12 protein-coding genes, 1 tRNA gene and 2 pseudogenes are annotated in these 13,781 nt (G+C 44.9%); 6 read left to right on the top strand and 9 right to left on the bottom strand.

Features of this window, described 5'->3' with window-relative positions; genetic code table 11:
- A tRNA-Glu gene (locus FE782_RS28490) sits at positions 1–75 on the top strand.
- 198 nt (positions 76–273) lie between these two features.
- A complete protein-coding gene (locus tag FE782_RS28485; protein WP_138197750.1) occupies positions 274–1,149 on the top strand; it encodes a magnesium transporter CorA family protein in 876 nt (291 codons plus the stop codon).
- Positions 1,150–1,386: 237 nt separating this feature from the next.
- Here the strand turns inward: FE782_RS28485 and FE782_RS28480 are convergent, their stop codons facing one another.
- Complete coding sequence (locus tag FE782_RS28480) at positions 1,387–1,617, bottom strand: YciI family protein (RefSeq protein WP_138197749.1); 231 nt, start codon at positions 1,615–1,617, stop codon at positions 1,387–1,389.
- Positions 1,618–1,787: 170 nt separating this feature from the next.
- Here FE782_RS28480 and FE782_RS28475 point away from each other — a divergent pair, with 170 nt between their 5' ends.
- Both FE782_RS28475 and FE782_RS28470 read left to right on the top strand, forming a co-directional pair.
- Positions 1,788–2,588 carry a transposase gene (locus FE782_RS28475; protein ID WP_138197748.1) on the top strand — a complete coding sequence of 267 codons (801 nt, stop codon included), beginning with the start codon at positions 1,788–1,790 and terminating at the stop codon, positions 2,586–2,588.
- Positions 2,589–2,979: 391 nt separating this feature from the next.
- Complete coding sequence (locus FE782_RS28470; RefSeq protein ID WP_238392698.1) at positions 2,980–3,828, top strand: TIM-barrel domain-containing protein; 849 nt, start codon at positions 2,980–2,982, stop codon at positions 3,826–3,828.
- Here FE782_RS28470 and mgtE read toward each other — a convergent pair.
- From mgtE to FE782_RS28430, 8 genes and pseudogenes are all read right to left on the bottom strand, one after another.
- Positions 3,821–5,176: a magnesium transporter gene (gene mgtE, locus FE782_RS28465; RefSeq protein WP_138197747.1), complete on the bottom strand. Its 1,356-nt coding sequence runs from the start codon at positions 5,174–5,176 to the stop codon at positions 3,821–3,823. The two genes, FE782_RS28470 and mgtE, sit on opposite strands and share 8 nt — an antisense overlap.
- A 184-nt stretch (positions 5,177–5,360) precedes the next feature.
- Positions 5,361–6,374: pseudogene (locus FE782_RS28460) on the bottom strand (IS1595 family transposase).
- A gap of 194 nt (positions 6,375–6,568) precedes the next feature.
- Positions 6,569–7,621, bottom strand: a complete 1,053-nt coding sequence (locus FE782_RS28455) for a Cj0069 family protein (protein WP_138197746.1) — start codon at positions 7,619–7,621, stop codon at positions 6,569–6,571.
- A 269-nt stretch (positions 7,622–7,890) separates the two neighbouring features.
- On the bottom strand, positions 7,891–8,313 hold the full coding sequence (locus FE782_RS28450; RefSeq protein ID WP_138197745.1) for a chromate resistance protein ChrB domain-containing protein: 423 nt from the start codon (positions 8,311–8,313) through the stop codon (positions 7,891–7,893).
- Between the two features lie 3 nt (positions 8,314–8,316).
- The gene (locus FE782_RS28445) at positions 8,317–8,745 is read right to left on the bottom strand and encodes a Chromate resistance protein ChrB (RefSeq protein ID WP_138197744.1); all 429 of its coding nucleotides are present in this window, start codon (positions 8,743–8,745) and stop codon (positions 8,317–8,319) included.
- Between the two features lie 24 nt (positions 8,746–8,769).
- The gene (locus FE782_RS28440) at positions 8,770–9,969 is read right to left on the bottom strand and encodes a chromate transporter (RefSeq protein WP_138197743.1); all 1,200 of its coding nucleotides are present in this window, start codon (positions 9,967–9,969) and stop codon (positions 8,770–8,772) included.
- Positions 9,970–9,991: 22 nt separating this feature from the next.
- Entirely contained in the window at positions 9,992–10,390 is a 399-nt protein-coding gene (locus FE782_RS28435; protein WP_138197742.1) for an arsenate-mycothiol transferase ArsC, read from the bottom strand.
- A gap of 37 nt (positions 10,391–10,427) precedes the next feature.
- Complete coding sequence (locus tag FE782_RS28430; protein WP_138197741.1) at positions 10,428–11,459, bottom strand: tetratricopeptide repeat protein; 1,032 nt, start codon at positions 11,457–11,459, stop codon at positions 10,428–10,430.
- A 150-nt stretch (positions 11,460–11,609) separates the two neighbouring features.
- Between FE782_RS28430 and FE782_RS28425 the strand changes: the two are divergent.
- Together FE782_RS28425 and FE782_RS28420 are read left to right on the top strand one after the other, a co-directional pair.
- Positions 11,610–13,308 (top strand): annotated as a pseudogene (locus FE782_RS28425) (Tn3 family transposase); the annotation flags it as partial.
- Between the two features lie 37 nt (positions 13,309–13,345).
- Complete coding sequence (locus FE782_RS28420) at positions 13,346–13,624, top strand: tyrosine-type recombinase/integrase (RefSeq protein WP_238392697.1); 279 nt, start codon at positions 13,346–13,348, stop codon at positions 13,622–13,624.
- Positions 13,625–13,781 lie beyond the last annotated feature (157 nt).

Below are 13,781 nucleotides of genomic sequence, written 5' to 3'. Positions count from 1 at the left end.
GGCCCGTTGGTCAAGGGGTTAAGACACCTCCCTTTCACGGAGGTAACAGGGGTTCGAATCCCCTACGGGTCACCATATCATCAAAATGTGTATGGGTATGAAGCAAGTTGGACAGCATAATATTTTTTTAATGCGCAATAAGAGGACCGTCAGGATGATCTGAACTGACGGTTTTTCTTAATGTGCTTCCGAGGGTGGTTCTTCGAGGAAAAGCACAAATTAAACGTGGAGAGCAACACCGCCGATTTATTACATGCGAAAGGAAGAAGCCTTATGTTGACCATTTTGAAAAACGATGGTGCCGGAAAAGTAAACAAACTTGACCAATTTGAAAAAGGTTGCTGGATACATCTTACCAATCCTTCTGAACATGAGAAACAAAAATTGGTCAGCGAATTGGATGTTGACGTTGAATTTCTGCAGGATGCTCTTGATGATGATGAAATCGGTCGGATCGACAAAGATGAAAACCGAGTTATGCTTTTTGTGGACATCCCGATTTCTGCGAAAGATGGACAAAAGGAGACGAATACTACAGTTACCCTTGGCATTTTGGTGATGGAGGATTACTTCCTTACCGTTTGCCAGCAAGACACAGCTGTCATGAATGAGTTTATTCAAGGTAAAGTGAAAAATTTTCACACGCATATGAGAACGCGGTTCTTACTGCAAATTCTGTCCCATACTTCGCTTTATTATTTACAATACTTGAAACGAATCAACAAGCAAATGGAAAGCCTTGAAAATTCCTTGCGTCAATCCATGAAAAACAACGAACTGTTGTCCGTGCTTGAATTACAGAAAAGTCTCGTTTATTTTTCGACAGCTTTGGACACGAACAACTTAGTGATGGAACGGCTGTTAAGCGGCAGTTTTTTGAAAATGTATGAAGACGATCAAGAGTTGCTTGCAGAAGTCATGATCGAAATCCGGCAAGCGATCAAAACGACTGAAATATACACTGCCATTCTGGGGAATGTCATGAATGGTTTTGGTTCCATTATTTCCAACAATGTCAATCATGTTGTTAAGTTGCTTACAGCGATTACCATCATCGTCACGTTGCCGATGGTACTTGGAACGTTCTATGGCATGAATGTTGAACTTAAAAGTACCACGAACTCAAGAGCCCCGCGGCCAGAACAATAAGCATCAAGAAATAATACCATCCTTCGCTTCTTTTTTTCATACAATCGCTCGTCTCCAATCGATTCATGTCCAAAACAAAGATTAAAAGTATTTTTTCCGCCAGATATTGAGAATTTGCTTTCTAAGGTAGGCAAACAAGTTCAAAATAAACCGGTCAGACATTTCATTCACCCATCATTTATAACGCTTCTAAAATATCGATCTTGCCTCCATATGGCAATTCAGGCCAATTTGTCGTTAAATCGCTTCTTCCAGCGAATCTGCTTCAATTATCGAAACACCAAATATGTCATCAGAATAAGCATCGACCGCAGACATGGAAACGGATTTACGTCCGGTTCCCGCAAAACGCACTGCTTCATAACCCTTTGCTTTAAGATCGTCAAGCCAACGCCATAAGTCATGAACATTTTGATTAGCCTGATCCTTCGGAACGTCGCCGCCACGATGAACAAACAAATATTTCATACGATTCAATCCCCATAAATTCAGTTGCAATTTGAAACTGAATTAATTAGGGTTTGCTGAACGCTCAAAAAATCGCATAGCAGCAAGGTTTTTCATCCCTTTTTGTCGAATACATATGCAAGGATAATGAAGATTTAGCGCAAAATTCCGTGCATATGGAGTGATTCGACATGTATAAGCCTTACGGAAAAATTGCGAACCAAATCTTGTTGCCAGGCGATTTTTTTCTTCCCTTCGGCGGGAAGTTGAATCCCGACAATCGCTGGTGTAAGTTGGCCCAATTGATTCCCTGGGCGAAGGTCGATCAAAAATATGCCAAGTCATTGAAAAAGTCGATGCGCGGCCAGCAAGCAGTTTCTATTCGCACGGCTCTAGGTTCTCTTATCATCCAAGAGCGTCTGCAGCTCTCGGATCGCGAGACGCTGGAACAGTTGACAGAGAATCCGTATCTGCAATACTTCATTGGGCTTGAGGCGTACCAGGATCGGAAGCCTCCGTTTCATCATTCGCTCATGACCCATTTCCGGAAGCGTTTGAATGCAGAAGTGCTTCAAGAGATCAATGAGATGATCGCGATTGAATCCGCGAAGCAAGAACAAGATCGTGACGATGACGACTCCATGCCGGGCGCAGGAAAATCTGCGAAACCGAAGCAATCCATTCGTCCCGAAGCTGACCCAAATCAAGGCACATTGTTGCTTGATGCGACATGTGCGCCGGCAGACATCGCCTACCCAACAGGTATCACCTTGCTCCATACCGGCCGCGAGAAATTAGAGGAAATCATTGATGCGCTCCATGCACCGCATAAGGGCACGCTTGCGAAACCGCGTACGTATCGAGAGAAGGCTCGTAAAGCCTATCTTGCAGTCGCAAAGCAACGTCGAATTGGGCACAAGAAGCTCCGTAAGGCGATTGGCAAGCAGTTGAAGTTCATTGCACGGGATATATTCGAATCATTGAGCAGCTAGCTGAAATCACTCCTCTCACGGCACTGAACAAGCGGCAATACAAGAATTTGCTCGTCGTTCAGGAGATGTACCGTCAGCAGTTCGAGATGTATACAAACCGAACACACCAAGTCGATGATCGGATTGTCAGCATTCATCAACCGCATGTACGTCCGATGGTGCGAGGCAAGTCCAAAGCGAAGGTCGAATTCGGTTCTAAAGTCTCGATGAGTCTAGTGAATGGGTACGCGATCATTGAACGCATGCAATGGTACAGCTTTCACGAAGGCGTGACTTTGATCGAATCGGTGGAAGCGTACAAGAGTCGATTCGGTATGTATCCCAAGGTTGTGCTGGCTGATCAGTTGTATCGCAACCGCGAGAACTTGGCACATACTGCCGTGAGCTGCCATTGGATTGCATTGTGCTGGATTGGCGTTCATGGACTGGAGAATTGTGGGGACAGAAGACGCTTGACCCTGAGCGGTTTCCAGATCCTGATGCCAACATGATGGAGCAACTGCATGCCCTAAAATCCAAACTCATGGTTTCGATCTGGCCCATTATGAACTCAGGTGGCGACAACCACCGGGAAATGGATGAGAACGGTTATCTGCTTGGTAATCAGGCGACGTATGACGCTTTTCAAGAAGGAGCACGTCAACTTTATTGGCAGCAAGCGAATGCCGGATTGTTCTCCCATGGCATTGATGCATGGTTGTGTGATTGCACAGAACCGTTCGAAGCTGATTGGAAAGGCGCGGTCAAGCCTGAACCCGAGCAGCGTATGCTTATCAATACAGGGGAAGCGAAGAGTTACCTTGATCCCGAATATATCAATGCCTACTCACTGCTGCATTCCAAAGGGATCTATGAAGGCCAGCGCTCCACGACAGACAGCAAACGCGTGGTGAATCTGACGCGTTCTGCATATGCGGGGCAGCATCGGTACGGCACTATTACCTGGTCAGGGGATATAGCAGCAAATTGGGACACGCTCAAGAAACAAATAGCTGACGGCCTTAATATTTGTGTTACCGGATCGCCATATTGGACCTTCGACATCGGTGCCTTTTTTGTACAAAATAAACCAGAGCTTTGGTTCTGGAATGGTGATTTTGATAAGGGCGTTGATGATCTGGGCTATCGTGAGCTCTATGTACGGTGGTTTCAATTGGGAGCTTTCCTCCCGATGTTTCGATCATCATTAACCCACAATGTATTCAGTTACGTGTTTATCGAGCGTCAATGGTTTAAATAAGATACGAAATAAACATCGTAGCAATCCCGAAATAAATCAAAAGGGATAAAATATCATTTAAGGTCGTAATCAGCGGTCCAGACGCTACCGCAGGGTCGACTTTCAACTTATATAGTACAATTGGGATAATTGTTCCCGCTAAGGTGCCAATGATCAAGGTCATCACCAATGAGCTGCCAACTACAAGTCCAAGAACAGGATTCCCTTGCCATATATAAGCGATGATTGAAATTAATATGCCGCAAACCACGCCTAATATGATTCCAACCAAAAGCTCACGGAAGAATAATCTCCTAACAGTTCTTGCATCGACATCTCTTGTAATTAAACCCCTTACTACAACTGCTAAAGATTGTGTCCCTGTATTCCCTGTCATCCCTGCGATCATGGGCATAAAAAAAGCTAACGCGACAACCTTTTCTAAAGTTTCTTCAAACTGACTTATGATCGTTCCAGATAAAATGCCTATAAGCAATAATAGGACAAGCCACGGGAGCCTTCGGAATGCAGCTACAGAGGCTTTGGTATCGAAGTCAATTGATTTGCCTGACGCAGAAAGCTTCTGAATGTCCTCTGTTGCTTCTTTTATGACGACATCAATAATATCATCTACCGTCACAATACCCACTAACCTATTATCACTTTCAACAACGGGAACAGCCAAGAAATCATAACGTTCAATAATGCGGGCGACCTCTTCCTGATCTGTGTCAACGGTAACGGATATAACCCTTTCGTACATGATATTTTCTATTTTTTCATTTGGTGTAGTTAATATTAAATCCCTGTAAGAGACAACTCCAATCAATTTTTTTGCGTCATCAATCACAAATAAATAATTTATAGTCTCCGCAATCTCTGCATATTCTCTAAGCTTCTCCGCTACATCCCTAACCGTGTAGTGTCTTGGGATCCAGACATACCTATTAGTCATGATCCTCCCTGCTGTTTCTGGAGGATATTGCATTAAGCTTTGTACTGCTTGAGACTCTTCGTTTTTCATTCTTTCCAAAAATGCTTGTTTCTTCTCCTCTGTCAGCTCACCTAACAGATTTGCCAGATCATCATTATCCATTAGGTCCATTACTTGCGCGGTCTTTTCCACGCCAAGCTTGGTTAGGACGTCAATTTGCTGTTTTTGTTCAAGCTCTTGTACCAAGAGTGCAGTTTGCTCCAGGGTTAAGAAAACTAAAAACCGAGGTTTATGCTTTTCGGACATCCGTTTATAGATACTAGCCAAATCGTAAGGATGAAGTTCTTCAGCAATCGTTTGGAAGTCCTTCTTCTTCGCCTCTTTTAAGTGCTTGATTATGACCAGATCCAGCTCTTTATCAGTTAAGTTGGTCATACGATCACCCCTGACAATTTCTTGAAAATAGTCTTTACAATAATGGTAATTATCACACTCCATGATATAACCATCCGAGTCAAAATCCAACTCCTGCTACACATGCTGTATCCCCTGATAAAGAATATCGTACCTTTGTGCAACCTGTGAAAGACCCGCTTGCGTTATTCTGCTCGCTCAACCCTCAAGCCGACTTGAATGACCACACAGGCGAGAACACAGCTTTTCTGCATGCTTCAAGCACGATTGAGCGCTTCATTGCGTTCCTGCTCATATGTTTGTTCATTTCCAAGAAGCGGAACCAGAACAGGTAATTGTCCATGTACCGCGTTGCGACACCATTGAACCGTTGAATCCATTTCTTTAGCCTCTGATGATAAGCATTTACATGCTGGATATGATAAATGCCTTTCTTGACTCGTTCGCCTTTGTTCCCGTTTAGCACCTCGTGCGGAATGGCTTTTTTCTTCGCATACAGCTTGAAATTTGTGGCCGAATCGGTACATAGGACAACGTCTGAATCCAAGCAAGCGCTTAACACAGGGTCGATTTCATCCGCAGTGATCCGTCCTCGTCCCGCCGTTTTAGACAGAATGTTACCACTGTGGTCGTGGGCGACGAGGACGCTGATTTGTTCGTTGCTGATGCCTCGCTGACGGGCTACACCGCCGCGTTTTCGCGGCCTGCGGTGCGTAAGATTCCGTATTCCTTTAACACTCTCCAGGAAATAGGTTTCGTCGCTTTCAATGATGCCCGTAAGCGTATTGTATCCACGAGAACGCAGCGCATTTAGAATTTTATGCCGCCAGTAGAACGCTGTTGCAACATGAATATCAAGTTCATCGGAAATTTTTGGAAGGCTTACGCCTTCGAGCATCAACTTGAAGTATTTCAACCACTTGTGAGGATAGTGCGTTCCTGAAAGCGGACTTGCTGTCATATCATTAAATGACTTGCCGCAGTCGTTGCAAAGGTAGCGCTGTCGAGAACGGTACTTTCCGTTCCGCTTCACGGAGACACTGCCGCAATGGACGCATGCGCGTCCTTAGCTGAATCTGACCTCCCGAATATCGCTGACCATGGCAGCAATGTCTTCTTTGGATTCAGGAAACAGCGTGGTCTGCATGGCTTGGAAAAGCTGTAATTGTTCCGATTTCGGAAGTTCATCGAAAAGCTCATAAACCTTTGCCCAACTCATCTGCCCATCCCCCTGAATACAAACTGACGTTGATATTCATTATAGCAAAAAAATGGACAGAATGCAGGAGCAACAATATTTTCGAAATGAGCCAAAACAAAAGACCCCGGCAGTAATAAAACCAGTGAAGTCCTTTGCAGCAAATTTAAATATGGAGAAATACAGGCATTTCTGTCGAAATGCAGGATAAATTTTCACTTCTGAGAATTTGTAATCATTGCAACTGCATTTTTTACCAGCTTAGGCAGAGCAGAATCCGGAAAAGGATGCACGGAGCTAACGTTCATTTCGCACAATACATACGTATCTTCACCTGACGAGGTCTTTGGTCCGTAGAGAAAGTCCGCATCCCAAATAATCGGTAAAGACTTTGTTTCAATGTCGAGTAATTGCAGCAATTGTGGAATCCACTCAGACTCCATCTTTGTTTTTAGTGACTGAAACTCCGGTTTCGATTCAGGATGGTAAATCCTCGGCTGTGGCTGCAGTGGTTCTGAACCGCTCTGTGGCCGGAGTAAAGCTGTAACATACTGGTGTCCGAATCCAACCACCTCATTATGGGTCATGTAGCATCTAACCATTCCATCAGGCAGGGGAGATTGAAAGGACTGGTCAATCATTAGACCGGTTCCGGCAAAATAGGCTTCGCATTGGTTTATGAATTCACTGAACAGCATCTCTTTCTCGGTGCTGTTACGGAGTGCATGGAGTACACGAATGATGGGGTCCGTTCTTTGAACACCAGTCCCGTCAACAAACTCAACCCTCCATACCCCGTTGCCGCCATTGCCGCGATTCTGCTTCAATACACGTGAAGATCCATCTGCAAGGCGAACCGGCAATTGCTCACGGAGCTCCTGGATGTTTTTGTAGAGATGAATGTCGCCTCCCCATTCCATTTCCCGAGTCTGGAATAACACCTCTTTGGTACCCATTTTCAAAATCACATAGGGGTGCGTACTGACAAAATTTCCGCTTGAAGCGACATCTCTCAACATTTCGTCTAGAATAGACCGATTTCTTCCACCTTCAATGGGATTCACCCAAACGAGGACTCCATCGACTTGACTTAGTTGAAGCTGCACCTCATCAACAAATTCATCATTGTAAACGGCAGGTTCGGCTATGATATTGTACTGCTGAAATTCTTCGAATATCTTACTGAATTTGTTGTTCTTGGCGGTTGCATGATTTCGTGATTCACGGTCCCCATGCCAAAGAATCGCTATTCTTGGATTTCGACTCATGTAATACATCTCCTTTTAAAATCAGGATTCTAATATGAAAAGTCGGTTGGGTAAATCATCCGTATATAAAGTCTCTTCCGTCCCTCTACGAGCTACGGTCCGTCCGACTGTTTTCATATCTCCGCCCAACTATCTCCGACCGTTACATTGACTATAATTGGAACACGTGAAAGAATATGGAACACATCTTTTTAAGCAAACGGCCACTTCCTCAGCCCGGTCATCCGGGAGCTTCGATCATGCATAAATGAGTCCGAATTATTCTGACTTTATACCAGCTGTCCTTCTTCAGCAAGCTTCGCATAAAGTCCTTCGAATATGAGGTACCCCCGTTCCAAAGCGACAGCATCATCAGGGCTGCTAATACTTAGGCCGCGGCAAATCAAATCAAGTCCAGGGGCTGCCGGTTCCAGCGTCACTTCCTGAACGGTATCCGCCTCATCAACAATTCGAGCTATACGTTGCAAGACCAAATTGTTGATTTTAAACTCTTTTAAGATGGTATGGAAACTGCAGTGACCCTGCCGATGAGAATATCGGACTCCTGGTATATCAAAAGGCTCCGCACCTTCCGGTAAACTTTGCCCTACAGAAATAAACAGAAATTCAGCGTGGGGATCAACAAATCGGCGAATCAGCCAGGCGCACGCCATTCGATCTACTCCGACCCGTTCCCAAGTAACCCATTTCATAGTTCAAGTCCTCCCTTTCGTAATTAAGGCATCCCGGACATTCTTCCCAAGTTCCGATTGAAAGTAATCTCTTTTTTGTATCATCTGGTAACGTTTTGAGATGGTCATAAGATCAAGCTCCTCTTGTTCCAGTTCCTTTAAGATATCCCTGTACTCTGTTTCTACCTTCGTTAGAAATGTTTGGACTAAGGTATCATCCTGCCCCGGTATGGTTAGTTGTGACTCAAACAAATAGGCACTGCCGCCGAAATCTTTGATTTCTATCGTTAACCATTGAAATTGTTCACGGGTCCAATCCGTCGCAGGCAGACACCAAAAGGTGTCATGAAGCAGCTCGGCTCCAAGACGCTTCAATTTCCGCCAAACAAACACACGATGTTTAGAAGGTTCATTAGGGATTTTATAAGATAGCAGCAGCCAGGCACGTTTCATACATGAGCCCCCGATCGTTTCAAGTTAGGCGTGAAGCAAGGGATATACAATTAATCCGATGACCGCCGCACCGAGTACAATGACCGGTTCCGAGATTTTTTTGAATTTCCAGAGCAGGCCCAGAGTAATGACGGCAAATAGAGCTGTAGGAATATCGATGATTGCTCGCTGCCCCAGTACAATCACCGCACCGGTAATTGCTCCGATCGCAGCAACCGTGACGCCTTCGATAAAAGCTGCGATTCCGGGGCGCTTACCGTATTTCTTAAAGAAAGGTGCCGGGATGATCGTCAGCAAATATGCCGGAAGGAAGGTGGCCACTGCTGCAATCGTAGCTCCGGGAAAACCGGCTACCAGATAGCCGATAAACCCTGTCGTAATGACAACCGGACCCGGCGTAATCATTGCCACAGCAACAGCATCGACGAATTCCTGCGCATTTAACCACTCATTTTCCACAACGACGCCGCTGTATAAGAACGGAACAATCGCGAGACCACTGCCGAATACGAATGCGCCTGCCTTGGTGAAAAACGTAAAAATGTGCCAAAGCGTTCCTGCATCTGCTATTGGTATTTTCGTCGATGCCCAGGCCAGAGGCATGATTGCCATACTGTTTAGCTTGGTTTTATTAAACCATTGTTTCGGGGGCGCTTTTACAAGCCAGACTAGAATGCCTGCAGCCAAGATCAGAGCAATTTCTTCGGTTTCCATAACTGCTGTATAGATCGCCGATACGAGATATATGCCCCAAAGTAACCACTGTTTTCCGATCGTCTTGGTCGTCAGTTTGTATGCGCTGAAAGCAATGATTCCGATAACGCTCGCGCCGACCGCATAAAATACTGCCTGCATCCAGGTTAATCCGCCAAATGCAATATACGCCCAGCTAACTGCCACCACCATCACGAAAGAAGGCAGAACGAAGGCGATTCCGGCGAGCGTTGCACCCAGGATGCCATAATGCACATACCCAAGATAAATACCTAACTGTGCCGCGAGCGGTCCAGGGGAAAGTTGCGCCAAGGCCAGCCCATCTTTGTAATCGGACTCCGAGATCCATCCCCGCTTTTCAACCAAATCCCGGTACATATACCCTACCAAGGCAACGGGCCCGCCGAATCCGACAGTACCTAGTTTTAGGAAGTATAAGATGAGTTGCCATAACGTATAAGAGGCTGCTTCCGGATTGTTACCCAGTTTTTGCAAAGATGCTTCTGTCATATCGTTTCTCCTTTTCTGATCGTTAGGTTGGTTCAATCTCTTCCACTAATGTTTCAATCCGACACCGAATTGCATCCCGAGCTCCGATAAGGTCGTGTGACGGGGGAGGGATATCGTCCCAGGCTTCCATCTTTTCACGGAAAGAACCTAGTTTATTTACATCGCAGCCTAACGAAACGATTTTCCAAGCCGATTGTAATTCTTCCGTTGTCACAGATCTTGGAACATGGTGAGACACGTCAATATTCTCTTCATTCATAAGCTGTACCACTTGCGGTGAGACTGCTTTTCCGGGTTCTGTTCCTGATGAGGTTGCAACAAAATCAAGTTTTTTCTCATCGATCAACTTATCGAAATAAGCCTTGGCAATCACGCTCTTAGCTGCATTATGTGGGCAAAGAAAGACAACTGTTTTCATCATCTGTAACCTCCGGTTTTTGTGGTATACGCTTTACTGCTTATAACCCTTTTTCTAAGTACTTGCCCTTTATGACCGGAACTTCCTCCGAACCTTCCTTGTAAATTCGCTTGCCTTGCAATTCTCCCCACACGATAACCGTATCGTTTTTCTCAAATTGGTATTCCATCGGGTATTCGATCTGTACGAGATTTGAGGTCAACTTCCCTTCCTCACCCATGAGATTCATTAAAGCAAACATTTCCGAATGAGTATTTCCTATCGAAGTCAGTCTCCCGGTTAACTTTACTTTTTTTCCCTTCAGGGAGTCCATATTTTGCATAAGGTATACATAAGAGTACGTTTTGCTCTCTGTCTTATAGCGTTTCATTTCCTGCTCACTTTTTCGTTTTTTATAATTCTTCTCCTTGACATCGATCTCGTTTTCCAACTGTTTGACTTCTTCCGACTGAGGATTCAATTTTGCAGCCCGCTGAGCATCTGCTCTGGCGCCTGCAAAGTTATCGCTAGACAGTTTTTCTTTTGCACGCTCCAATGCTTGTGCTATTCCCATTTGGATGGAATGCTTACGTGCCAGATTCTCCTGCTCTTCGAGCTGCACGATCAATTCTTGCGCTTGTTTGGAATACTTATCGATCTCCAATGCATGGTTTAGTTCCTCGCGCGCTCCGTCAAAGTCTTTTTGCTGCAGCTTTGCTCTTGCATTCTGTAGATGATTGTTCAGATATATGTCTTGGATTTGATTTATCATCTCTTTGGCGTCGTAATAATTTGGATCGCTTGAAGGAACTTGAGAAAGGAGTTCATCGGCCAAATCATACTGTCCCGCATCGAATGCTTCCTTTCCGTCCTCATAAGTTTTTGTCGTTTCTTTAAGCGTTGCGTAAGGGCTTTCGTATTCCTGGGCTGGTTGACTAATTTGTACGAACAGGTATGCTGCAAGTACGATGCAGAGCCCAACCGCACTTTTACCTCTACCGTATATTCTCAGTGTTTTCAGACTACCTTTGATCATGCCTACAATAAAAGCAACCATTAATGCAGATAAAACAGAAGAAAAAAATAGATACATCTTCCTTTATCTTTCACCTCGTTATAAAATATAATGTAACGATTGTTACATTATATGTCGGGATTCATTATTCGTCAACATTCCATGGAGAATGAGCAAGTTCCGTTTTTGTTTTAGGAATTGGAACTATGTATCTTTTTTGATTGTTATACTTTGGTTAAAAAATATGCGGATACCGGTCTTCACTATTTACCGTTCACCGAAGATGTCCCAATTGATGGAGTAATACGTAGCGTAAATAAAGAAATCCTTGTTGAGAAAGATGAAAAAGGACAAGAACGGATTAACCGCATGAATTATGAGATTAGCGTCTTACAGGCGTTAAGGGAAAAACTTCGTTGCAAAGAAATTTGGGTGAGTGGTGCGAATCGGTACCGGAATCCGGACGAAGACCTGCCCATAGATTTTGAAGAACGACGAGAAGAAAATTACAAGGCTCTAAAACAACCTCTAGATGCTGAAGCCTTCATTTCAACGTTGAAGAAAACCATGAAAGAAGGCTTGGAAAAGCTCGATACCGACCTCCAAAAAAAACGACAAAGTTCGGATCACGGAGAAAGGAAATGGTTGGATTAGTCTGTCTCCGTTAGAACCACAAGCGGAACCAGTCAATCTGTCACGATTGAAAACAGAGATGCTTCGACGGTGGCCAATGACGAGCCTATTGGATATTTTGAAAGAGGCGGATCTCCGCGTCGGCTTTACGGAGCAATTCAGGACGGTCGCTGTTCGTGAGGCGCTAGGTCGGGGCACTCTGCAAATGAGGCTAATTCTATCCCTATACGGGCTTGGGACGAATGCTGGTTTAAAACGTGTGAGTGCCGGTGAACATGGGGAATCATACAAAGATCTACTTTACGTTCGTCGCAAATTCATCCATAAAGATAATCTTCGTAATGCAATTTCCGAAGTGGTAAATGCTATTTTCCGTGTGAAAATGCAAGATGTTCGGGGTAATGCTACTACGTCATGTGCATCAGATTCTAAAAGTTCGGCGCATGGGATCAAAACCTTATGACTGAATGGCATATCCGGTACCGTGGCCGCGGCGTAATGATTTACTGGCACGTTGATAAAAACTCGACATGTATCTATTCGCAGCTCAAATCATGTTCTTCATCCGAAGTCGCTGCGATGATGGAAGGATTGCTCCGTCACTGTACCGAAATGGAAGTAGAGAAAAATTACGTATATTCACATGGACAGAGCGAGGTAGCCTTTGCATTTTGTTACCTCTTGGGCTATCAGCTCATGCCGAGGCTTAAAGCGATTCATTCGCAAAAGCTTTATAGACCCGAATCAGGCATGACCGAATCCTACCCGAACTTACAGTTGGCTTTGACACGTCCGATTAATTGGGAACTGATTCGGCAGCAGTACGATCAGATGATGAAGTATGCCACAGCGCTTCATCTCGGCACCGCCGAAACGGAGGCAATCTTGAAACGATTTACCCGAAATAATCTAAAACATCCGACATATCAAGCGTTGGGAGAACTCGGTAAGGCGGTCAAAACCATATTCATATGTGATTACCTCCATTCAGAGGAGTTGCGCCGAGAAATCAACGCAGCTAAATGTCGTTGAGAATTGGAATTCGGCAAACAGTTTCATTTTTTACGGCAAAGGTGGGGAAATAGCCACCAACCGTTTAGAAGACCAGGAACTGTCTGTGTTATCTCTCCATCTAGTGCAAAACTGCTTAGTATACATCAATACCATTATGCTGCAAAATATTTTATCTGACCGGAAATGGTTCGACTTGATGACCCCAGAAGATTTCCGAGCGCTTACGCCGCTGATCTATACGCACGTAAACCCTTACGGTACGTTCCGATTGAACATGAGTGAATGCTCTTCAGCTTACGCCGGAGGTCGGTTGGGCCGTGATCGATTACCTCAAATATGGTCGACCCAAAGTCGACAGTCCCTTTCTGTTTATCCGGCATATGGCGCCGTTTGGTCCCTTCTCAGAAGACGACCATCTGAGTCAACTAATTAAACGATATATGGAACTGGCACATTTGCCGACGTTAAAAAAACGCCGCGGCATGCACTCTCTCCGGCACACGATGGCGAGCAGGCTCTTGGAACAGGACACGCCTCTTTCCACCATTTCAGACATACTCGGTCATGCCGATCCTGATTCAACCGCCGTCTTTTAAGTTCCTGTTCCAACCGTGCGCGCAACGTTTTCAGACATTCGTCCACAGTTCGGTGAGCAGTATCGATGATGATGTGTTCACGGTCCCAAACATCGTATTTTCTGTTTCTGACCTGCTCCCATGTAGGTAATGCAAAGCTGGGGATATCGGCTACACG

Source organism: Paenibacillus antri (assembly GCF_005765165.1).
Classification (GTDB): Bacteria; Bacillota; Bacilli; order Paenibacillales; family YIM-B00363; genus Paenibacillus_AE; species Paenibacillus_AE antri.
The sequence above is the reverse complement of the archived record's forward strand: the minus strand, read 5'-3'. Positions and strand labels throughout refer to the sequence as shown.

What these genes read in the sequence shown, in the direction of transcription:
- FE782_RS28440 (WP_138197743.1), bottom strand. Translation starts at nt 9,969, where the DNA reads ATGACAGAAGCATCTTTGCAAAAACTGGGTAACAATCCGGAAGCAGCC.
- FE782_RS28435 (WP_138197742.1), bottom strand. Translation starts at nt 10,390, where the DNA reads ATGATGAAAACAGTTGTCTTTCTTTGCCCACATAATGCAGCTAAGAGC.
- FE782_RS28445 (WP_138197744.1), bottom strand. Translation starts at nt 8,745, where the DNA reads ATGAAACGTGCCTGGCTGCTGCTATCTTATAAAATCCCTAATGAACCT.
- FE782_RS28475 (WP_138197748.1), top strand. Translation starts at nt 1,788, where the DNA reads ATGTATAAGCCTTACGGAAAAATTGCGAACCAAATCTTGTTGCCAGGC.
- mgtE (WP_138197747.1), bottom strand. Translation starts at nt 5,176, where the DNA reads ATGACCAACTTAACTGATAAAGAGCTGGATCTGGTCATAATCAAGCAC.
- FE782_RS28485 (WP_138197750.1), top strand. Translation starts at nt 274, where the DNA reads ATGTTGACCATTTTGAAAAACGATGGTGCCGGAAAAGTAAACAAACTT.
- FE782_RS28450 (WP_138197745.1), bottom strand. Translation starts at nt 8,313, where the DNA reads ATGAAATGGGTTACTTGGGAACGGGTCGGAGTAGATCGAATGGCGTGC.
- FE782_RS28430 (WP_138197741.1), bottom strand. Translation starts at nt 11,459, where the DNA reads ATGTATCTATTTTTTTCTTCTGTTTTATCTGCATTAATGGTTGCTTTT.
- FE782_RS28480 (WP_138197749.1), bottom strand. Translation starts at nt 1,617, where the DNA reads ATGAAATATTTGTTTGTTCATCGTGGCGGCGACGTTCCGAAGGATCAG.
- FE782_RS28455 (WP_138197746.1), bottom strand. Translation starts at nt 7,621, where the DNA reads ATGAGTCGAAATCCAAGAATAGCGATTCTTTGGCATGGGGACCGTGAA.